Below are 19,176 nucleotides of genomic sequence, written 5' to 3'. Positions count from 1 at the left end.
GAATTGCAGCTGAACGCCACCCACCGAAAGGGGTCATCCATGGTCCAGACGACGCTGTCGCAAGATGGTCAGACCCTCGGGCCAACCCTGGAGACCGCCCGGCTTGTCCTGCGGCCGCCGGCCATGGCCGATTTCGAGGCCTGGTGCGCCTTTTCCGCCGACGAGGAGGCGGCCCGCTACATCGGCGGGCCCATGAACCCGGCTCAGGTCTGGCGCTCCATGATGACCATCGCCGGGTCCTGGGCCCTGGAGGGCTTCTCCATGTTCTCGGTGATCGAGAAGGAATCGGGTCGCTGGATCGGCCGGCTCGGCCCCTGGCGCCCCCACGGCTGGCCCGGGCCTGAGGTGGGCTGGGGGATTATCCGCGACTGCTGGGGCCGGGGTTACGCCACCGAGGGCGCGGCTGCGGCCATGGACTTCGCCTTCGACCAGCTGGGCTGGGACGAGGTGGTCCACACCATCGAACCGATCAACGCCAATTCTCAGGCGGTTGCCCGGCGGCTGGGGTCCAGCATACTTCGCCAGGCCCGTCTGCCAGCGCCCATGGATGTGCAGGTCGATGTGTGGGGCCAGGGTCGGGACGCCTGGCGCGCCCGGCGGGGCAAGCTGGGCTAGTACCAGCCTGCTGAACGTAACTGGCGCGAATAGGTGCGGCTGACGGGGACCTCCACACGGCCAGTCAGGGTCAGGACCGCGCGACCATCGCTCCGGCGCACGTCTTCGACCGCCGCCCGTGCCACCCACCAGGACCGGTGGACCTGAGCCCCCTCCAGGCCCTCCAGCTCCTCGATCGCATCGCCCAGGCGCATGAGAATCAGATCCTGACCCCGGGAGGTGTGCAGGCGCAGATAGTGGTCCTGCGCCTCGATGGCATGAAGATCGGCCCCCCGGAGGCGCGGCGGTAACCGCTCGAGGAACCGGATGGGCCGCGGTGGGGCCGGAACCATGCTTAGCCGTCGCATCGCCTGCCGGCGGCTTTCCACCAGGGTGTTCAATACCGTCATGGCCAGAGACAGCAGAAAGACGCTGCCAAACAGGTAGGGTACGCCAGCCAAGGGAATCTGGCGTCCGAAGGCCAGCCACGTCGCCAGCCAGGCCAGTCCGGTGAACGGCGCGGCCATGGCCAGGGCGGCCCACAGGCAGCTCAGCCACACCCCGTCGGGCGGGCCCTCCTGCCCCTCATGGTCAGGAAAGAGGGCTCTGGCCACCAATCCGCCCCACAGGGTGCCGATGCCCATCACCGGCAGCCAGTAGGCCAAGCGCAGGCCAAGCCCAGCCCCCTCATCGACGAAGGCGCCTGACAGGGCCAGGAACCCGCCGACCCCCAGGGCGAGGCCGAGCCCCCGGAGCCAGCCAGCCAAATCCTCATAGGGACCAAAGGCCCAGGGCCGGCGCGTCATCGACGTTTCGCCAACGGCCAGGGGCGGCGTTTCACGACGGCCAGACGTCAGTCCACGAAACCGCACTGGTCGCTTGCCGGTCCTCAAGCCTTGTCTCCCCCAGATCGCGGCCTAGCCGCAGCCTCAGGAGATACCCGATGTCCCTCGCCCCGCAAGATCACTTCCCGCAAAGCCGTTCAACGCTGGGGGGCTGGACCTTCGGCCGCGGCTTCGCGCTGAGCCTGGTGGTGGTGCTCGCAATCCTCGCCGGTGCCATGGGGGGGATATGGCCGGCCATCTGGGGAGCCCTCATCACAGCCCGGCTCCATGCCCCTGACTTCGCCCTGCTGGCCAGCCTGTCGCCGGTCATCCAGGTCCACCTCTACACGGCCCTGGCTGCGCTGGTGCTCGGTGCTGTGCTGATGGTGATGCGCAAAGGCCGGACCTTCCATCGGGTCGCAGGCTGGACGTGGGTGGCGCTGGTCATGACCACGGCGGTCTCGACCCTGTTCATCACCAGCCTGAACCCTGGCCGCTGGTCGTTGATCCATCTTCTCACCGGCTGGACCCTGATCATTTTACCGATGGCGGTGATGTGGGCGAGGCGGCGAAACGTGGCCGCGCACCGTCGCGCGATGATGGGTCTGTTCTACGGCGCCTTCGTCTTTAATCTGGCCTTCACCTTCATTCCCGGGCGGACCCTGTGGCGCCTATTCTTTGGCTGAGGTGCTCATGTCACTTTCGTTGGGGTGTGACGTCAGGTTAGCGGGTTGCCACGCTCCGAGGCGGCGCCTATAAGCCCGAGAACTCGCCGGTCCGGGCGAGACGATTTTAGCGACAAATCGCGGCCTCATGAACATCCACGAGCATCAAGCCAAAGCCGTCCTCGCAGAGTTCGGCGTGGCGGTCCCGCGCGGCTTCGCCGCCTTCACCGTCGACGAGGCCGCCAAGGCCGCCGAGCAGCTGGGGGGCCCGGTCTGGGTCGTCAAATCCCAGATCCATGCCGGCGGACGGGGCAAGGGCCGATTCGAAGGCCTCGGTCCCGACGCCAAGGGCGGGGTCCGGGTGGTCAAGTCCGCCGCCGAGGTGCGGTCCAACGCCGAGGAAATGCTGGGTCGGGTGCTTGTGACGCACCAGACCGGGCCCAAGGGCAAGCAGGTCAACCGCCTCTACATCGAAGAAGGGGCCGCCATCGCCCGGGAGCTCTATCTCTCCCTGCTGGTGGACCGCGACACCAGCCGTGTCTCGGTGGTCGCCTCCACCGAAGGCGGCATGGACATCGAAGAGGTCGCCGCCTCGACCCCAGAGAAGATCATCAGCTTCTCCATCGACCCGGCCACCGGCGTATTCCCCCACCACGGGCGTAACCTGGCCAAGTCCCTGGGCCTGACCGGCGGTCTCGCCAAGGAAGCCGCGACCCTGCTCGGTCAGCTCTATGGGGCCTTTGTGGCCAAGGACATGGAGATGCTCGAGATCAACCCGCTGATCGTCACGGCTGACGATCACCTGCGGGTGCTGGATGCCAAGGTCAGCTTCGACGGCAACGCCATGTACCGTCACCCCGACGTGGTGGCCCTGCGCGACACCAGCGAAGAAGACGAGAAGGAAATCGAGGCGTCCAAGTACGACCTCTCCTACATCGCCCTCGACGGTGAGATCGGCTGCATGGTCAATGGCGCGGGCCTGGCCATGGCGACCATGGACATCATCAAGCTCTATGGCGCTGAACCCGCCAACTTCCTTGATGTCGGCGGCGGCGCCACCAAGGAGAAGGTCATCGCGGCCTTCAAGATCATCACCGCCGATCCCAGCGTGAAGGGGATCCTGGTCAATATCTTCGGCGGCATCATGCGTTGCGACATCATCGCCGAGGGCGTGGTCGAGGCGGTGAAGGAAGTCGGCCTGCAGGTGCCCCTGGTGGTCCGTCTGGAAGGCACCAATGTCGAGCTCGGCAAGAAGATCATCGCCGAGAGCGGCCTGAACGTTGTGTCCGCCAACGACCTGTCGGACGGCGCAGAAAAGATCGTCAAGGCCGTTCGGGGAGCCGCTTAATGTCCATCCTCATCGGAAAAGAAACCCGCGTCATCTGCCAGGGCATTACCGGCAGCCAGGGCACGTTCCACTCCGAACAGGCCATCGCCTATGGCACCAAGATGGTCGGCGGCGTCACCCCGGGTAAGGGCGGCACGACCCATGTGGGCCTGCCGGTGTTCGACACCGTCGGCGAGGCGGTCTGTGAGACCGGTGCCGAAGCCAGCGTGATCTATGTCCCGCCGCCGTTCGCTGCGGACTCGATCCTGGAGGCCATCCAGGCTGAAATCCCCCTGATCATCTGCATCACCGAGGGCATCCCCGTGGCCGACATGGTCAAGGTCAAGCGCGCCCTGTCGGGCTCTAAGTCCCGCCTGATCGGGCCCAACTGCCCCGGCGTGCTGACCCCCGACGAGTGCAAGATCGGCATTATGCCGGGAAATATCTTCAAGCGCGGCTCGGTGGGTGTTGTCTCCCGCTCAGGCACGCTTACCTACGAAGCCGTGTTCCAGACCACCCAGGTGGGCTTGGGCCAGACCACCGCGGTCGGCATCGGCGGCGACCCGGTCAAGGGCACCGAGTTCATCGACATTCTTCAGATGTTCCTCGACGACGACGAGACCGAATCGATCATCATGATCGGCGAGATCGGCGGCGCGGCCGAGGAAGCCGCGGCAGAATTCATCAAGAATTCACCAAAGAAGAAGCCTATGGTCGGGTTCATTGCGGGACGCACCGCTCCCCCCGGGCGGCGGATGGGTCACGCAGGCGCAATCATTTCGGGCGGCAAGGGCGGCGCCGAGGACAAGATCGCGGCGATGGAAGATGCGGGCATCCGCGTTTCACCTTCGCCGGCGAAACTCGGTGAAACCTTGCTCCAGGTGCTCAAGGGCGCCTGACACAATCAAGCGTATGGCGGTCCGCCGTCGGCTCCTCTCACCAAGAAGCTTCGCGGACCGTCTGGAAGCGGAAGCATGGCGGACGACGCAGGTCTGATCAACGAGGTGCTCGCCGAGACCTCTTTTCTCTATGGCGGCAATGTCGCCTTCGTAGAGGACCTCTACGCCCGGTGGGCGGAGAATCCCGGTTCGGTTGAGCCCTCCTGGCGGGCCTTCTTCGCCTCGCTCCAGGAACGGGCCGAGGAGATCAAGGCTGCGGCGGCCAAGCCCGGTTGGGTGCGCCCCGATGCGCCGGCCCCGCGCCCCGACTGGCTTTCAGCCCTGGACGGCCTCTGGCCAGCGGTTGAGGCCAAGCTGGAAAAGAAGGTCGCCGAGCGTGCCCCGGCCGCCTCCGTGGACGCCGTCCGCGCCGCCACCCTGGATTCCCTGCGCGCCATCATGATGATCCGGGCCTACCGGATGCGCGGGCATCTGCGGGCCAATCTCGATCCCCTGGGCATCGCCATCGTCCCAGGCGACGCCAGCGAGCTCGACCCCGCCTCCTACGGCTTTACCGAGTCTGACTACGACCGTCCGATCTTCCTGGACTATGTCCTGGGCCTGGAGACCTCCACGGTCCGCGAGATCCTTGCCATCCTCCGGCGCACCTACTGCGGCGATCTGGGGGTGCAGTACATGCACATCTCCGATCCGGCCCAGAAGGCCTGGCTGCAGGAGCGCATCGAGGGCCGCGACAAGGAAATCGAATTCACCCCCAAGGGTAAGGTCGCCATCCTCAAGAAGCTGATCGAGGCCGAGGGCTTCGAACGCTTCCTGCACCGCCGGTTCCCGGGCACCAAGCGCTTCGGTTTGGACGGGGGCGAGGCCATGGTTCCGGCCCTGGAGCAGATCATCAAGCGTGGCGGCGCGCTCGGCGTCCGCGACATCGTGCTTGGCATGCCCCACCGGGGGCGTCTGAACGTCCTGGCCGCGGTGATGGGCAAGCCCTACCAGGTCATCTTCCACGAGTTCCAGGGGGGCTCGTCCCTGCCCACCGACATCGAGGGCTCAGGGGATGTGAAGTATCACCTGGGGGCGTCCTCGGACCGCAGCTTTGACGGCAATTCCGTCCACCTGTCCCTGACCGCCAATCCCAGCCACCTGGAGATCGTCAATCCGGTGGTGATCGGCAAGGCCCGCGCCAAGCAGGCCTTCACCCTGCGGGAAAACCCCGATGCGGGCCGCCACCACGTCCTGCCCTTGCTGCTGCACGGGGACGCGGCCTTCGCCGGCCAGGGCGTTGTGGCCGAGTGCTTCGCCCTGTCGGGCCTGAAGGGCTACGGGGTCGGCGGTTCGATCCACTTCATCGTCAACAATCAGATCGGCTTCACCACCAGCCCGAAGAACAGCCGCTCCTCGCCCTATCCCTCGGACGTGGCTTTGATGGTCGAGGCGCCGATCTTCCACGTGAATGGGGACGATCCGGAAGCTGTCGTGTTCGCCGCCAAGGTGGCCACCGAGTTCCGCCAGCAGTTTGGCAAGGACGTGGTCATCGACATGTTCTGCTATCGCAGGTTTGGTCACAACGAGGGCGATGACCCGACGATGACCCAGCCCCTGATGTACGCCAAGATCAAGGGCCACCCCTCCACCCGCGAGATCTACACCAAGCGCCTGGTCGACGAGGCGGTGGTCACCGCCGAGGAGGTCGACGGCTGGATCGCCGAGTTTGCCGATTTCCTCGACAAGGAATTCGATGCGGGCAAGGTCTACAAGGCCAACAAGGCCGACTGGCTGGACGGGAAGTGGTCGGGTCTGACCCTGCCCACCACCGAGGACCGCCGGGGCGACACCGCTGTACCCCTTCAAAAGCTGGTCGATCTGGGCCTGAAGATCACCGCCGCCCCGGAGCGGATCAATATCCACAAGACTGTCGCCCGGGTTCTGCAAACCCGCCGCGAGGCGATCGAAACGGGCGAGGGGCTGGACTGGGCCACGGCTGAGCACATGGCCTTCGCCACCCTGCTCGACGAGGGCTATCCCGTCCGCCTGTCGGGCCAGGACAGCGTCCGCGGCACCTTCACCCAGCGCCACTCGGCCCTGGTCGACCAGGAGACCGAAGACACCTACTTCCCCCTGCGCAATCTCTCGCCGAACCAGGCCCATTTCGAGGTGCTGGACTCGGCGCTGTCGGAAGAGGCGGTGCTGGGCTTTGAGTACGGCTTCTCCCTGGCCGAGCCCCGGACGCTGACTCTCTGGGAGGCCCAGTTCGGGGACTTCACCAATGGTGCCCAGGTGGTCATCGACCAGTTCATCTCCTCGGGCGAACGCAAGTGGCTGCGGATGAGCGGCCTCGTCATGCTGCTGCCGCACGGCTATGAGGGCCAGGGTCCGGAGCACTCCTCGGCCCGCCTGGAGCGCTTCCTGCAGTCCTGCGCTGAGGACAATATGCAGGTGGCCAACTGCACCACCCCGGCCAACTATTTCCACATCCTGCGTCGGCAGCTCCTGCGGGAATTCCGCAAGCCGCTGATCATCATGACGCCCAAGAGCCTGCTGCGGCACAAGAAGGCGGTGTCGCGCCTCACCGATCTGTCGGAGGGCTCGTCCTTCCACCGGGTGCTGCTGGACGACGCCGAGCGGGGCGAAAACACCACGGTCAGTCTGGTCCCCGACGACAAGATCCGTCGGGTGATCCTGTGCTCGGGCAAGGTCTACTATGACCTGCTGGAAGCCCGCGAGGCCAAGGGGATCGACGATGTCTATATCCTGCGCCTGGAGCAGTTCTATCCCTGGCCGGTGAAGTCCCTGTCCCACGAGCTCAAGCGCTTCAAGGAGGCCGAGCTGGTCTGGTGCCAGGAAGAGCCCAAGAACATGGGGGGCTGGACCTTCGTCGACCCCTGGCTGGAGCTGACCCTGGAGCGGCTGGATGTCCAGTCCCGCCGGGCTCGCTATGTGGGTCGTCCGGCCTCGGCGTCCACCGCCGCAGGCCTGATGAGCCGTCACCTGGCCGAACTTGAAACCTTCCTCAACGAAGCCTTCGCCTAGGGCGTCGTCTGTCTAAGACCACAATAAGAACAGGAATCTGCAACTATGGCCGACATCATGACCCCCGCCCTGGGCGAGTCCGTCACCGAGGCGACGGTGGCGCGCTGGACCAAGAAGGCAGGCGATGCCGTCCGTAAGGACGAAATCCTGGTGGAGCTTGAAACCGACAAGGTGAGCCTGGAAGTCGCCGCCCCCGCCGACGGGGTGCTCAGCGAAATCCTCGCCGCCGAAGGCGAGACGGTGGAGCCCGGCACGGTTCTGGGCAAGATGGCGGCCGGTGCCGCCGCTGCCGCCGCCCCGGCCAAGACGGCCGCAAAGGCGCAAGCCGCACCGCCCCCCCCGGTTGCCGCGCCTGCGCCGGCCAAGGCCGAGGCGGCCAAGCCCGCTGCGCCGTCGGCTCAGCGCATTGCGGCTGAAAGCCAGCTCGACCTGGCCAAGGTGGCCGGTTCCGGCAAGGACGGCCGGGTGACCAAGGGCGACGCCCTGGCCGCCCTGGAAGCCCGCGCGGCCGCTCCGGCCGCTGCCCCTGCGCCGGCTGCGCCCCGCGAGCTGCACCAGCGCGAGGAGCGGGTCCGCATGACCCGTCTGCGCCAGACCATCGCGCGCCGCCTGAAGGAAGCCCAGAACAACGCCGCCATGCTGACCACCTTCAACGAGGTGGACATGAGCGCGGTCATGGCCCTGCGCAACGAATACAAGGACGTGTTCGAAAAGCGCCACGGGGTGCGTCTCGGCTTCATGAGCTTCTTCGTGAAGGCCTGTATCGCCGCCCTGAAGCAGGTGCCGGATGTGAACGCCGAGATCGACGGCCAGGACATCATCTACAAGAACCACTACGACATCGGCGTCGCTGTCGGCACCGAGAAGGGCCTGGTCGTTCCGGTCATCCGCGACGCCGACGACATGAGCCTGGCTGGCGTGGAAAAGGCCATTGGTGCCATGGGCAAGAAGGCCCGGGACGGCCAGCTGGCCCTCGATGACCTGCAAGGCGGCACCTTCACCATCTCCAATGGCGGGGTCTATGGCTCGCTGATGTCCACCCCGATCCTGAATGCCCCGCAGTCGGGCATCCTGGGCATGCACAAGATTCAGGACCGCCCGATGGTCGTAAAGGGCCAGGTGGTGATCCGCCCGATGATGTATCTGGCCCTGTCCTACGATCACCGCGTGGTGGACGGCCAGGGGGCCGTGACCTTCCTGGTCAAGGTCAAGGACGCCATCGAAGATCCCCAGCGTCTGCTGCTGGACCTCTAAGACAGCCAGGGGCGCGGGGAACCGCGCCCTTTTCGGCTCTGAAGACCCTCTGACCTACGGATTGCAGTCCCATGTCCCAATACGACGTCGTCATCATCGGGGGCGGCCCCGGCGGATACAACGCGGCCATCCGGGCCGGTCAGCTGGGGCTGAAGGTCGCCTGCGTCGAGAAGCGCGAGACCCTGGGCGGCACCTGCCTGAACGTCGGCTGCATGCCCTCCAAGGCCCTGCTGCATGCGTCGGAGCTGTACGACGCGGCCATGGGCAAACAATTCGCCACCCTTGGCATCGAGGTGAAGCCCAAGCTGAACCTGTCGCAGATGATGGCCCAGAAGGCCGACTCCGTGACCCAGCTGACCAAGGGCATCGAGTTTCTGTTCAAGAAGAACAAGGCCGACTGGATCAAGGGCGCGGGCAAGATCACCGGCCCCGGCAAGGTCGAGGTCACCGCCGCTGACGGGACAGTTCAGACCCTGGACGCCAAGCACATCGTCATCGCCACGGGCTCAGAGCCCACCCCGCTGCCGGGCGTACAGATTGACGGCAAGCGGATCGTTGATTCCACCGGCGCCCTGTCCCTGCCGGAAGTCCCCAAGAAGCTTATCGTGGTCGGGGCCGGCATCATCGGCCTGGAGCTCGGCTCGGTCTGGCGCCGTCTGGGTGCCGAGGTGACGGTGGTGGAGTTCCTCGACCGCATTACGCCGGGCATGGACACCGAGACGGCCAAGACCTTCCAGCGCACCCTGACCAAACAGGGCATCGTCTTCAAGCTGGGGGCCAAGGTGACCGGGGCGGTAGCTTCGAAATCCGGCGTCAAGCTCACCGTCGAACCGGTGGCCGGCGGCGAGGCCGAGACCCTGGAAGCCGACTACGTCCTGGTGGCCATCGGCCGGCGGCCCTACACCGAGGGCCTGGGCCTTGAGAGCGTCGGCGTCACCACCGACAAGCGCGGGGTCATCGATACCGACCACTTCAAGACCGCAGCGGCTGGCGTCTGGGCCATCGGCGACGCCGTCCACGGCCCCATGCTGGCCCACAAGGCCGAGGAAGACGCTGTGGCCTGCATCGAGCTGATCGCCGGCAAGGCGGGCCATGTGGACTACAATCTGGTGCCCAGCGTGGTCTATACGGCCCCCGAAGTGGCCTGGGTTGGCAAGACCGAGGAGCAGCTGAAGGAGGCCGGCGTGGCCTACAAGGTCGGCAAGTTCCCCTTCACCGCCAACAGCCGGGCCAAGATCAATCACGAGACCGACGGCTTCGCCAAGATTCTTGCTGATGCCAAGACCGACGAGATCCTCGGGGTCCACATCATCGGCCCCCAGGCCGGCGAACTGATCGGCGAATACTGCGTGGCCATGGCCTTCAAGGCCGCCAGTGAAGACATCGCCCGCACCAGCCACCCCCACCCGACCCGCTCCGAAGCCGGCCGTCAGGCCGCCATGGGCGTCGAAGGCTGGACCATGCAGTCCTAGGGCACTCCCCGATCACCATGCGGACGGGGCGGTCCCTAGATCAACCGTGACCGGATCGCCTGGGACAGAAGGTCGATAAGGGTGACGGCGACGACGATCACCACGGCGATGGCGGCGACGCGGGAATAGTTGAAGCTGTTCAGGCTATCGAACAGGATCTGCCCGATGCCGCCAGCCCCGATGAGGCCCAGGATCGTGGCGGCCCGGCTGTTGGATTCAAACCGGTAGAGGGCATAGGAGGTCCAAAGCGGCGCAACCTGCGGGACCACGCCCCAGGCGATTTCCTGCAGCTTGTGCGCGCCGGTGGACCGAACCCCTTCCACCGGGCCCTTGTCGATGGATTCCACGGCCTCTGAGAACAGCTTGCCCAGCACCCCGCCGGTGTTGAGCGCCAGGGCCATGACACCGGCGAAGGGGCCAAGCCCCACGGCGACCACAAACACCATGCCGATCACCAGGTCAGGCACCGAGCGCAGGATGTCCATGATCCGCCGCACGGGCCACTGGATGGCCGCCGGGGCGATGTTGCGGGCCCCCAACAGGCCGAGGGGCACCGCCAGGAACACCGCCAGCACCGTGCCCCACATGGCCATCTGAATGGTCAGCCACATCTGGGCGATGAAGAAGGGCAGAAGCTCGAAGTCCGGATTGACGAAGGCCCGCCCGAACTCGCGCATATTGTCCGAGCCGGTGAACAGCAGCGGCGTCTTCTCGATCTCGGCGGGGCCAAAGCTGATGGCCAGGACCACGGCGATGCCGCCCCACAGGAGCACGTCGAAAATCCACTGGCCAAGCGGGCGCGTGGGCGGCTTCAGGGCGGCGGCGCTGGGCGCGGTGGCGGTCACAGGCGTCTGACTCTCGGCGTCGGAACTTCAGGGCGTCTCAAGCTGCAGAGGCGGCGATCACTTGGCTGCGGGGGCGACTGGTGCCAGGGGGGCTTCCCCGGCCCGGGCGTCCAGGGCCTCGCGCTCGGCGCGAACGCTGTCCAAGGCCGCTTGGGCCTTGGTGATCTCGGCCTGATCTCGGCTATTCTGAGCATTGATCAGGGCCTCTGTGGCCTCCATTTCCCGCACCGGCAGCAGGTGGCTGGCGTCAGCGGGCAGGAACCCGCCGATGGAGATGGCGGCCAGCAGCTTGCGCTGGCGTTCGGCCTCGGGACCTTCGCCCTTGCCATAGGTCAGGAAGAACTGGCGGACCTTCTCCTTGACGACAGGGTCAAGGTTTTTGCGCCAGACGATGGGATCTTCCGGCAGCTTGGGCGACTCCCAGATCACCTTGACCTTGTCACTGACCGTCGGCTGACCATTGGCCCGGTTATCCACATCCCGCTCGGTCTGCAGGCGGATGGCGGTAGAGTTGTTTGTGGCCACGTCCAGGACGCCATTGGCCACGGCGAACAGATTTGCCTGATGGTTGGCGGCCCTGACCTGGGCAAAGCAGCGCTCGGGCTCGATGGCCTTGGGCGCGAACAGATAGGTCATGGGGGCCAGGGTGCCCGAGGTGGACTTGGCGTCGCCGATGCCGAAGTCCAGGGTCCCGTCACATTTGAGCACGTCCTCGATGGTCAGGCCGCTATTGGCGCCAGTGATCACCACGGAGCGATAGCCGTCTTCGCCGGAGGGATCGAAGGTACGGGCAAATACCTCGGCGTCGGCCCGGCGGACCGCTTCCAGCCCCGACAGGTTGGAGAACCAGCCCACATCGGTCTGGCCAAACCTCAGGGCCTCGATCAGGGCGGTGTAGTTGGACCCATAGAAGGGCTTCACCGGAATGCCGATCTCCTTCTCCATGTCGTCCAGGATCGGCCGCCAGAAGGCGTCCAGGCTGGTGGAGTTCTCGGTGGCCAGGATCGAGAAGTTCAGCACCTCCGGCTGATCCCCGGCCTGGGGCTCACGTTCGGAACAGGCCGACAGGGTCAAGGCCAGGGCCAGGGTAAGGCCAGCGCCGATCAGGCTGCGACGGATCATTGGGGAGCTCCTTCCCAGAAGACGTCTTCGAATTCCGGACCGTAGATGTCGATAAGCTGTTTGCGGGTCAGGCCTTGCGGCGGGCCATCATAGACCACCTGGCCAGCCTTGAGTGCGATCACCCGGTCGCAATAGCGCATGGCGTAGTCCACCTGGTGCAGGGTGACGATCAGGGTCAGACCGTCGGCCCGGTTCAGCTCCCGCAGGATCTCCATGACCTTGCGTGCGGCCACGGGATCAAGGGAGGCTACCGGCTCGTCGGCCAGGATGATCTTGGCCTTCTGGACCAGGGTCCGGGCGATGGCGGCGCGCTGCTGCTGGCCCCCCGAGAGGGTGCCCGCCCGCTGGCCGGCATATTCGGCGACCCCGACCCTGGCCAGGGCGGCCATGGCGGCACCCTTGGTCTCAGCGGGCCAGAATCCCAGAAGACCGCGAAGGAAGCCGATCCGCCCCAGCGACCCCATGGCCACATTGGTGAACAGGGTCAGTCGGCCCACCAGATTGAACTGCTGGAAGATCATGCCGATGCGGATACGGGTGCGGCGCACGTCCCGGTCCACCCGGCCATCAGCCTGCACCCCGCCGCCGAAGGCCTCGATACGGCCGGGGCCCTTGTCGATCGGTGCCAGGCCGTTGATGGCCCGCAGAAGGGTAGACTTGCCCGATCCCGAGGGACCGATCAGGGCGATCATCTCGCCACGGGCGACATCGAGGGAGACCGAATCCAGCGCGCGGCGGGACCCGAAGCTCTTCGACACTTGGCGCACCGAAAGAACGGCAGCGTCAGACATGAATGGCGAACATCCCCTGGTCGTTTGGCAGCCCAACTCTCAGCCGCGTTTGCGCGCCGAGCCCCAAGGGCGTTTCATGGCATGGGCACCCGGCGCGGTCCAGCAAACCCGGCGGGTGTGTGCGCTCACATGACCCCCTAAAGGGGTAGGGCGAGGCCAAGCCCTGCAAGGTTTTTGGGCACCGGCTCTTTACAACGGGGCGACATTGCCCTAACTGCCACCGCTCCGGCGGACCCCGTTGTCCTAAGCGCTGCTAACGCCGGATTGGGTTCAACAATCTGTTGGGGGCTGCGTGAGGTGCAAACGTACCATACGCCCCTGGACCTGGTCCGTGAGCGGTCACCGGAACGTCCTGTCGCCTTTGCGCGACCGGACGCCGTGGCCCTAGCGGCGCGCTGGTTCCAGGATAATTTCAAAGGCGACGTCTTCTACGCTGTGAAGGCCAACCCTTCGCCGTGGGTGCTCGAAACCCTCGCGGCGAACGGCGTGCGGGCTTTCGACGTGGCGTCGATTCCGGAAATCGAGCTGGTGTCGCAGCACGCGCCGGGCTCACGCATGGCGTTCATGCATCCGGTCAAGAGCCGCCGCGCCATTTCCACGGCCTATTTCGACCATGGGGTGCGCACCTTTGCGCTCGATACCCACGAAGAGCTGGCCAAGATTCTCGACGCCACCGGCCATGCGCGGGACCTCAACCTGATGGTCCGCCTGGGGGTTGCCGCCGAGGGCGCGGCCTATTCCCTGTCGGGCAAGTTCGGCGTCGATGCCCACGAGGCCCCCGAACTGCTGCTGGCCGCCCGGCGGGCGACCCAGGATCTGATGGGCGTCTCCTTCCATGTGGGCAGCCAGTGCATGCGGCCGACCGCCTATCAGGCGGCCATGAGCCAGGCCTCCCGGGCCCTGGTCCGGGCCGGTGTATTTGCCGATGTGGTGGATGTGGGCGGGGGTTTCCCCTCGGTCTATCCCGGCATGGTGCCCCCGGCGCTGGCCGACTACATGGATTCCATCGACCGCGGCTTTGCCGAGATGATGGTCCATGAGACCACCGAGCTCTGGTGCGAACCTGGCCGGGCCCTGGTGGCGGAAGCCTCCTCGGTGCTGACGGCTGTGGAGCTGCGCAAGGGCGACGCGCTTTATCTGAACGACGGTGCCTATGGCAGCCTGTTCGACGCCACCCACACCAAGTGGCCTTTCCCGGTGAAGCTGATCCGGTGCGAGGACGGGGTGGCCCGGGAGGTCGAAGGGCCGCTCAAGCCCTACCGCTTCTATGGCCCGACCTGCGACTCCCTCGACCACATGCCCGGCCCCTTCTGGCTGCCGGAGGACGTGCGCGAAGGCGACTATGTGGAAATCGGCATGCTCGGCGCCTACGGCGTGGCCATGAACACCCGCTTCAACGGGTTTGGCGACACCGAGACCGTGGTGGTCAATGACGCGCCCATGGCGTCGATGTATGGCCTGGCCCGGCGCTCCATCCCGGTGCCCCGCACCGAGAACCACAATGTCGTCAAGCTGTCGCGGGCCCGAGGCAAGAAGCGCCGTCGACGTTAAGGCGTTCGAACTGCACGCAGACCCAAAGACGCGACCGGTCGCTCCGTCCCGGTCGCGTCCTTCATCCATGGACGGGCGCTCAAACTCTAGGACTCCAAGAGAATGAACGCTGAGGTTCAGTCCAACCGTAAGGCCGAGCTGCTGTCGTCCACGGTCGAGCATGTGGCCATCGACCAGTACGACGCCCGTCCGATCATCGACGCCATGCGTCAGATGAGCTTCACCAGCCGCGACACCGCCCGGGCCGCCGACATCTTCTCCATGGCCCTGGAAGACCCGTCCTGCTCCACCTGGCTGACGCTGGCCGGATCGACCAGCGCCGGCGGCTGCATGCACATCTACCGCGACATGGTGAAGTACGGCCTGATCGACGCCGTGGTCGCCACCGGCGCCTCCATCGTCGACATGGATTTCTTCGAGGCCCTGGGCTTCAAGCACTACCAGGCCAAGGAGCCGGTGGACGACCGGGACCTGCGCGCCCTCTATATCGACCGGATCTACGACACCTATATCGACGAGGAAGACCTGCAGACCTGCGACGCGGTGATCAAGGACATCACCGATCAGCTGGAGCCGCGGCCCTATTCCTCGCGGGAATTCATCTGGGAAATGGGTAAGTGGCTGGCGGCCGGCAACGCCAAGAAGCCCGGCTCCCTCATCCAGACCGCCTATGAAGAAGGCGTGCCGATCTTCTGCCCGGCCTTCACCGATTCCTCGGCGGGCTTTGGCCTGGTCAAGCATCAGGTGGAGCGGATGAAGGCCGGCAAGCCTTACCTGACCATCGACTCCATCGCTGACTTCCGTGAGCTCACCGATGTGAAGATCGCCGCGGGCACCACGGGCCTGTTCATGGTTGGCGGCGGCGTGCCGAAGAACTTCGCCCAGGACACGGTGGTCTGCGCCGAGATCCTGGGGGAGGAGGTCGACATGCACAAATACGCCATCCAGCTGACGGTGGCCGATGTGCGCGACGGCGCCTGCTCGTCCTCGACGCTGCAGGAGGCCTGCTCCTGGGGCAAGGTCGACGTCACCTGGGAACAGATGGTGTTTGCCGAAGCCACCACCGTGGTGCCCCTGATCGCTTCGGACGCCTGGCACAGGGGTTCATGGAAGACCCGCGAACGCCGCCGCTGGAACAAGCTGTTCGAAAAGACGGCCTAAGGATCAGGCCCCGCCCCGGCGGGGCCTTTTTCTTTGGCTGCGTCGCCTTGCCTCAAAACAGAGGGGACACAAAGGACGCAAAGCCAGCCAAGGACCGGAAGGATGGGTGGCCTCCCCTTTGTGGTTTTCGCGTCCCTTTGTGGTCTTCGTCTCTCGCCTTGATGATGTCCAGGCCGAGCGCTCGCGCTCAACGGTTGCCACAGGCCCCTCACTCCGCATACTCCGCGCCAAAGTCGATTGAGGGAGTTGCGCCGTGAGTGAAGGCGAGATTTTTCCGGTCCCCGAGGCCTGGGCTGCGCGGACGCACATGACGGCGGCCGGCTATGACGCGGCCTGCCTGCAGGCCGACCAGGACCCGGACAGCTATTGGCGCAAGGTCGCCGGTCGCCTGGACTGGTCCAAGCCCTTCACCACCATCAAGGACGTCTCCTTCGCCGCCAATGACCTGCATATCCGCTGGTTCGCCGACGGGGAGCTCAATGTCAGCGTCAACTGCATCGACCGGCACCTGCCAGACCGCGCCGACCAGGTGGCGATCATCTGGGAAAGCGATGACCCTGAAATCTACGACACCCTGACCTATGCCCAGCTGCATCTTGAAGTCTGCCGCATGGCCAATGTGCTCAAGGCCAAGGGCGTCAAAAAGGGCGACCGGGTCACCATCTATCTGCCGATGATCCCGGCGGCCGCCGTGGCCATGCTGGCCTGCTCGCGGATCGGGGCTGTGCATTCGGTGGTGTTCGGTGGCTTTTCCCCCGACAGCCTGGCCGGCCGCATTCAGGACTGTGACTCCCGCATCGTCATCACCGCCGACGAGGGCGTGCGCGGCGGACGTATCGTGCCGCTGAAGGCCAATGTGGACGAAGCCCTGAAGGCCTGCCCCGATGTCACCGACGTGATCGTCGTACGCCGCACCAAGGCCGATGTGCCCATGGTGGCGGGGCGCGACGCCTTCTATGGCGAGCTGAAAAAGACCGTCGCCGACACCTGCGATCCGGAGCCGATGAACGCCGAGGACCCGCTGTTCATCCTCTATACCTCCGGCTCCACAGGCAAACCCAAGGGGGTGCTGCACACCACCGGCGGCTATCTCACCTGGGCGGCCCACACCCATGAGCTGGTGTTCGACTACCGGCCCGGCGAGGTGTTCTGGTGCACCGCCGATGTGGGCTGGGTCACCGGCCACTCCTATGTGGTCTATGGCCCCCTGGCCAATGCGGCGACCACAGTGATGTTCGAGGGCGTGCCCACCTATCCGGACAATTCCCGGTTCTGGCAGGTCATCGACAAGCACAAGGTGGAGATCTTCTACACCGCGCCCACCGCCATCCGCGCCCTGATGCGCGACGGGGACGCCCCGGTGCAGAGCACCAGCCGGGAGTCCCTGCGCCTGCTGGGCACGGTGGGGGAGCCGATCAATCCCGAGGCCTGGCTCTGGTATCACCGGGTGGTGGGCGAGGGCCGCTGCCCGGTGGTGGACACCTATTGGCAGACCGAGACCGGCGCCTGCCTCGCCACACCCTTGCCCGGCGCGACGCCGGCCAAGCCGGGCTCCTGCGCCAAGCCCTTGCCCGGGGTGAAGTTCCAGCTGGTGGATGCCGAGGGCAAGGTGCTCGAGGGGGCGACCAGCGGCAATCTATGCCTCACCGACTCCTGGCCGGGCCAGATGCGCACGGTCTATGGGGACCATGAGCGGTTCATCCAGACCTATTTCACCACCTATCCCGGCAAGTATTTCACCGGCGATGGCTGCCGCCGGGACGAAGACGGCTATTACTGGATCACCGGTCGGGTGGACGACGTGATCAATGTCTCGGGCCACCGGCTGGGCACCGCCGAGATCGAGAGCGCCCTCGTCGGCCATGAGGCCGTGGCCGAGGCCGCCGTGGTCGGCTATCCGCACGACATCAAGGGCCAGGGCATCTATGCCTTTGTGACGCTGAAGTCCGATGTGGAGCTCACCGACATCCTGGCCGCCGACATCAAGGGCTGGGTGCGCCGGGAGATCGGGGCCTTTGCGGCGCTGGACGCCCTGCAGTTTGCGCCGTCCCTCCCCAAGACCCGGTCGGGTAAGATCATGCGCCGCATCCTGCGCAAGATTGCCGAGAACCAGACCGACCAGCTGGGCGACACCTCCACCCTGGCGGAGCCCGGCGTGGTGGACGACCTCGTGCAGAATCGCGTCGCGGTTTGAGCCCCGACCTTCCCGGCCCCTTGAGGGCCGCCATCGCCGTGCGGCTGGAGGGCGTCTCCCGCCGCGATCTCGCCGAACGGGCCGCCCGGGTCTCGGCTGCCTATCGTGGGGGCGGGGGCTCAGCCGGCGTGGTGCTGACCCCGGACGACGCCCTGGCCTATGCCCTGGCCCGCCTGCCGGCCACCTATGCTGCCGACATCGCCGCCTTCTCCGCTGTCGCAGAGGCCTGCCCAGACTTTGCACCGGCCACCCTGCTGGATGCCGGCGCAGGTCCCGGCACCGCCAGCTGGGCTGCGCTCGAAGTCTGGCCGCAGATCGAGGCGGCCCTGATGCTGGACGAGAGCGGCCCCTTCCTGGATCTGGCCCGTATTCTGGCGGAGGCCGGACCCCCGGTGATCGCCGGCGCTGAGCGGCGGCGGACCAATCTCACGGCGGCCCAGGTCGAGCCCTGGCCAAGGGCTGAGCTGGTGGTGGCCTCCTACGTCCTGGCCGAGATCCCGGCGCAGGCTCAAGGCCCCTTGGTGGACCGGTTATGGGACGCCTGCGAGGGGCTGCTGGTGCTGGTGGAGCCGGGCACACCAGCGGGCTATCAGCGCATCCTGGACGCGCGGGCCCAGCTGATCGACGCCGGCGCCCGGCTGGCGGGACCCTGCCCCCACGCCCAGGCTTGTCCGCTGACGGAGCCCGACTGGTGCCACTTCGTTCAGCGTCTGCCCCGCTCCCGCGATCACCGCCTGGCCAAGGGGGCCGAGGCGCCCTTCGAGGACGAGAAATTCATCTGGCTGGCTGCGGCGCGGGCGGGTGTGACGATCGCGCCCTTCGCGGCCAGGGTTCTTGCCCCGCCCCACCAGGCCAAGCCCGGCATCGACCTGAAGCTCTGCGTCGACACCGGCGCCCTGGAGCCCCGCTTCGTCCCCCGCCGCGATAAGCCCGCCTTCGCCCAGGCTCGCCGCCTCGACTGGGGCGACACGATCTGAGGGGCCCCACGCGCCGCAGGCACCAAAAAGGAATGAACCACCAAGGACACGAAGGGCACAAAGACGCCGCGCCGACGGACCCTCGGTGAACTTTGTGTTCTTGGTGGTGGATTGTCTTCCGGCGCTATGCGCCGGGCACCTCACATCACCCCCAGCCGCCGCAGCACCCGCAGGTGCAGGTCGCGCTCATGGGTGTGGACACCAGGGGCGCCGGCCACGACGATCAGCGCCTTCCAGAGCGCCCAGGCCTGGCCCCGAAGCCAGCAGGCGTCGTCGAGGCCTAGGCGCCGGCGGAAGGTCTCGCGGGCGGTTTCATCCAGGAAGGTCCAGCCAAACGCCAGGTCACAGGCCGGATCGCCCACCCCGCAGGTCCCAAAGTCGATCACCGCGGCCAGCCGGCCGTTCCGGACCAGCAGATTGCCCGGCGCCACGTCCCCGTGGATCCAGACCGGCGGGCGGTTCCAGTGGGTGGA

Annotated in this window: 16 protein-coding genes; 11 read left to right on the top strand and 5 right to left on the bottom strand. The window is 66.3% G+C overall.

From position 1 onward, the window contains the following. Nucleotides 1-39: 39 nt before the first annotated feature. On the top strand, nt 40-615 hold the full coding sequence (locus tag MH112_RS02470; RefSeq protein ID WP_296563340.1) for a GNAT family N-acetyltransferase: 576 nt from the start codon (nt 40-42) through the stop codon (nt 613-615). Here MH112_RS02470 and MH112_RS02465 read toward each other — a convergent pair. Next, the gene (locus MH112_RS02465; protein WP_296563338.1) at nt 612-1,400 is read right to left on the bottom strand and encodes a LytTR family DNA-binding domain-containing protein; all 789 of its coding nucleotides are present in this window, start codon (nt 1,398-1,400) and stop codon (nt 612-614) included. The two genes, MH112_RS02470 and MH112_RS02465, sit on opposite strands and share 4 nt — an antisense overlap. 137 nt (nt 1,401-1,537) lie before the next feature. Here MH112_RS02465 and MH112_RS02460 point away from each other — a divergent pair, with 137 nt between their 5' ends. From MH112_RS02460 to lpdA, 6 genes are all read left to right on the top strand, one after another. Continuing rightward, nucleotides 1,538-2,104 carry a DUF2306 domain-containing protein gene (locus MH112_RS02460; RefSeq protein WP_296563335.1) on the top strand — a complete coding sequence of 189 codons (567 nt, stop codon included), beginning with the start codon at nt 1,538-1,540 and terminating at the stop codon, nt 2,102-2,104. A 127-nt stretch (nt 2,105-2,231) separates the two neighbouring features. After that, the gene (gene sucC / locus MH112_RS02455) at nt 2,232-3,431 is read left to right on the top strand and encodes an ADP-forming succinate--CoA ligase subunit beta (protein ID WP_296563333.1); all 1,200 of its coding nucleotides are present in this window, start codon (nt 2,232-2,234) and stop codon (nt 3,429-3,431) included. After that, nucleotides 3,431-4,309 carry a succinate--CoA ligase subunit alpha gene (gene sucD / locus MH112_RS02450; RefSeq protein WP_296563330.1) on the top strand — a complete coding sequence of 293 codons (879 nt, stop codon included), beginning with the start codon at nt 3,431-3,433 and terminating at the stop codon, nt 4,307-4,309. The genes sucC and sucD overlap by 1 nt, the downstream gene beginning before the upstream one ends. A gap of 75 nt (nt 4,310-4,384) precedes the next feature. Then, entirely contained in the window at nt 4,385-7,336 is a 2,952-nt protein-coding gene (locus MH112_RS02445) for a 2-oxoglutarate dehydrogenase E1 component (protein ID WP_296563327.1), read from the top strand. Between the two features lie 45 nt (nt 7,337-7,381). Further along, nucleotides 7,382-8,590: a 2-oxoglutarate dehydrogenase complex dihydrolipoyllysine-residue succinyltransferase gene (gene odhB, locus MH112_RS02440; protein ID WP_296563324.1), complete on the top strand. Its 1,209-nt coding sequence runs from the start codon at nt 7,382-7,384 to the stop codon at nt 8,588-8,590. A gap of 71 nt (nt 8,591-8,661) precedes the next feature. After that, nucleotides 8,662-10,062 carry a dihydrolipoyl dehydrogenase gene (gene lpdA, locus MH112_RS02435; RefSeq protein WP_296563321.1) on the top strand — a complete coding sequence of 467 codons (1,401 nt, stop codon included), beginning with the start codon at nt 8,662-8,664 and terminating at the stop codon, nt 10,060-10,062. 35 nt (nt 10,063-10,097) lie between these two features. Here the strand turns inward: lpdA and phnE are convergent, their stop codons facing one another. The 3 genes from phnE to phnC form a co-directional block, all read right to left on the bottom strand. Then, nucleotides 10,098-10,877: a phosphonate ABC transporter, permease protein PhnE gene (gene phnE, locus MH112_RS02430; RefSeq protein ID WP_296563952.1), complete on the bottom strand. Its 780-nt coding sequence runs from the start codon at nt 10,875-10,877 to the stop codon at nt 10,098-10,100. 87 nt (nt 10,878-10,964) lie between these two features. Then, the gene (gene phnD / locus MH112_RS02425) at nt 10,965-12,029 is read right to left on the bottom strand and encodes a phosphate/phosphite/phosphonate ABC transporter substrate-binding protein (RefSeq protein ID WP_296563319.1); all 1,065 of its coding nucleotides are present in this window, start codon (nt 12,027-12,029) and stop codon (nt 10,965-10,967) included. Then, entirely contained in the window at nt 12,026-12,820 is a 795-nt protein-coding gene (gene phnC, locus MH112_RS02420; RefSeq protein WP_296563316.1) for a phosphonate ABC transporter ATP-binding protein, read from the bottom strand. Before phnC ends, phnD begins: the two co-directional genes overlap by 4 nt. A gap of 297 nt (nt 12,821-13,117) precedes the next feature. On the opposite strand from phnC, the gene MH112_RS02415 reads away from it, so the two are divergent. The 4 genes from MH112_RS02415 to MH112_RS02400 all read left to right on the top strand — a co-directional run bounded on the left by MH112_RS02415 (nt 13,118) and on the right by MH112_RS02400 (nt 18,703). Continuing rightward, nucleotides 13,118-14,371: a type III PLP-dependent enzyme gene (locus tag MH112_RS02415; RefSeq protein WP_296563312.1), complete on the top strand. Its 1,254-nt coding sequence runs from the start codon at nt 13,118-13,120 to the stop codon at nt 14,369-14,371. Nucleotides 14,372-14,473: 102 nt separating this feature from the next. After that, nucleotides 14,474-15,532, top strand: coding sequence for a deoxyhypusine synthase (locus MH112_RS02410; RefSeq protein ID WP_296563310.1), 1,059 nt, complete (start codon nt 14,474-14,476; stop codon nt 15,530-15,532). Between the two features lie 253 nt (nt 15,533-15,785). Then, complete coding sequence (acs, locus tag MH112_RS02405; protein WP_296563308.1) at nt 15,786-17,726, top strand: acetate--CoA ligase; 1,941 nt, start codon at nt 15,786-15,788, stop codon at nt 17,724-17,726. After that, nucleotides 17,723-18,703, top strand: coding sequence for a small ribosomal subunit Rsm22 family protein (locus MH112_RS02400; RefSeq protein WP_296563305.1), 981 nt, complete (start codon nt 17,723-17,725; stop codon nt 18,701-18,703). Before acs ends, MH112_RS02400 begins: the two co-directional genes overlap by 4 nt. 140 nt (nt 18,704-18,843) lie before the next feature. On the opposite strand, the gene MH112_RS02395 is transcribed toward MH112_RS02400, so the two are convergent. Next, nucleotides 18,844-19,176 (bottom strand): phosphotransferase (locus MH112_RS02395; protein WP_296563302.1); only part of this gene is annotated, 333 nt, incomplete at its 5' end.

This window comes from Phenylobacterium sp. (genome assembly GCF_022402485.1).
Classification (GTDB): domain Bacteria; phylum Pseudomonadota; class Alphaproteobacteria; order Caulobacterales; family Caulobacteraceae; genus Phenylobacterium.
This window is presented reverse-complemented; position numbering and strand designations above follow the sequence as displayed.

What these genes read in the sequence shown, in the direction of transcription:
- MH112_RS02410 (WP_296563310.1), top strand. Translation starts at nt 14,474, where the DNA reads ATGAACGCTGAGGTTCAGTCCAACCGTAAGGCCGAGCTGCTGTCGTCC.
- lpdA (WP_296563321.1), top strand. Translation starts at nt 8,662, where the DNA reads ATGTCCCAATACGACGTCGTCATCATCGGGGGCGGCCCCGGCGGATAC.
- sucD (WP_296563330.1), top strand. Translation starts at nt 3,431, where the DNA reads ATGTCCATCCTCATCGGAAAAGAAACCCGCGTCATCTGCCAGGGCATT.
- MH112_RS02470 (WP_296563340.1), top strand. Translation starts at nt 40, where the DNA reads ATGGTCCAGACGACGCTGTCGCAAGATGGTCAGACCCTCGGGCCAACC.
- MH112_RS02465 (WP_296563338.1), bottom strand. Translation starts at nt 1,400, where the DNA reads ATGACGCGCCGGCCCTGGGCCTTTGGTCCCTATGAGGATTTGGCTGGC.
- MH112_RS02460 (WP_296563335.1), top strand. Translation starts at nt 1,538, where the DNA reads ATGTCCCTCGCCCCGCAAGATCACTTCCCGCAAAGCCGTTCAACGCTG.
- odhB (WP_296563324.1), top strand. Translation starts at nt 7,382, where the DNA reads ATGGCCGACATCATGACCCCCGCCCTGGGCGAGTCCGTCACCGAGGCG.
- MH112_RS02445 (WP_296563327.1), top strand. Translation starts at nt 4,385, where the DNA reads ATGGCGGACGACGCAGGTCTGATCAACGAGGTGCTCGCCGAGACCTCT.
- phnD (WP_296563319.1), bottom strand. Translation starts at nt 12,029, where the DNA reads ATGATCCGTCGCAGCCTGATCGGCGCTGGCCTTACCCTGGCCCTGGCC.
- phnC (WP_296563316.1), bottom strand. Translation starts at nt 12,820, where the DNA reads ATGTCTGACGCTGCCGTTCTTTCGGTGCGCCAAGTGTCGAAGAGCTTC.
- sucC (WP_296563333.1), top strand. Translation starts at nt 2,232, where the DNA reads ATGAACATCCACGAGCATCAAGCCAAAGCCGTCCTCGCAGAGTTCGGC.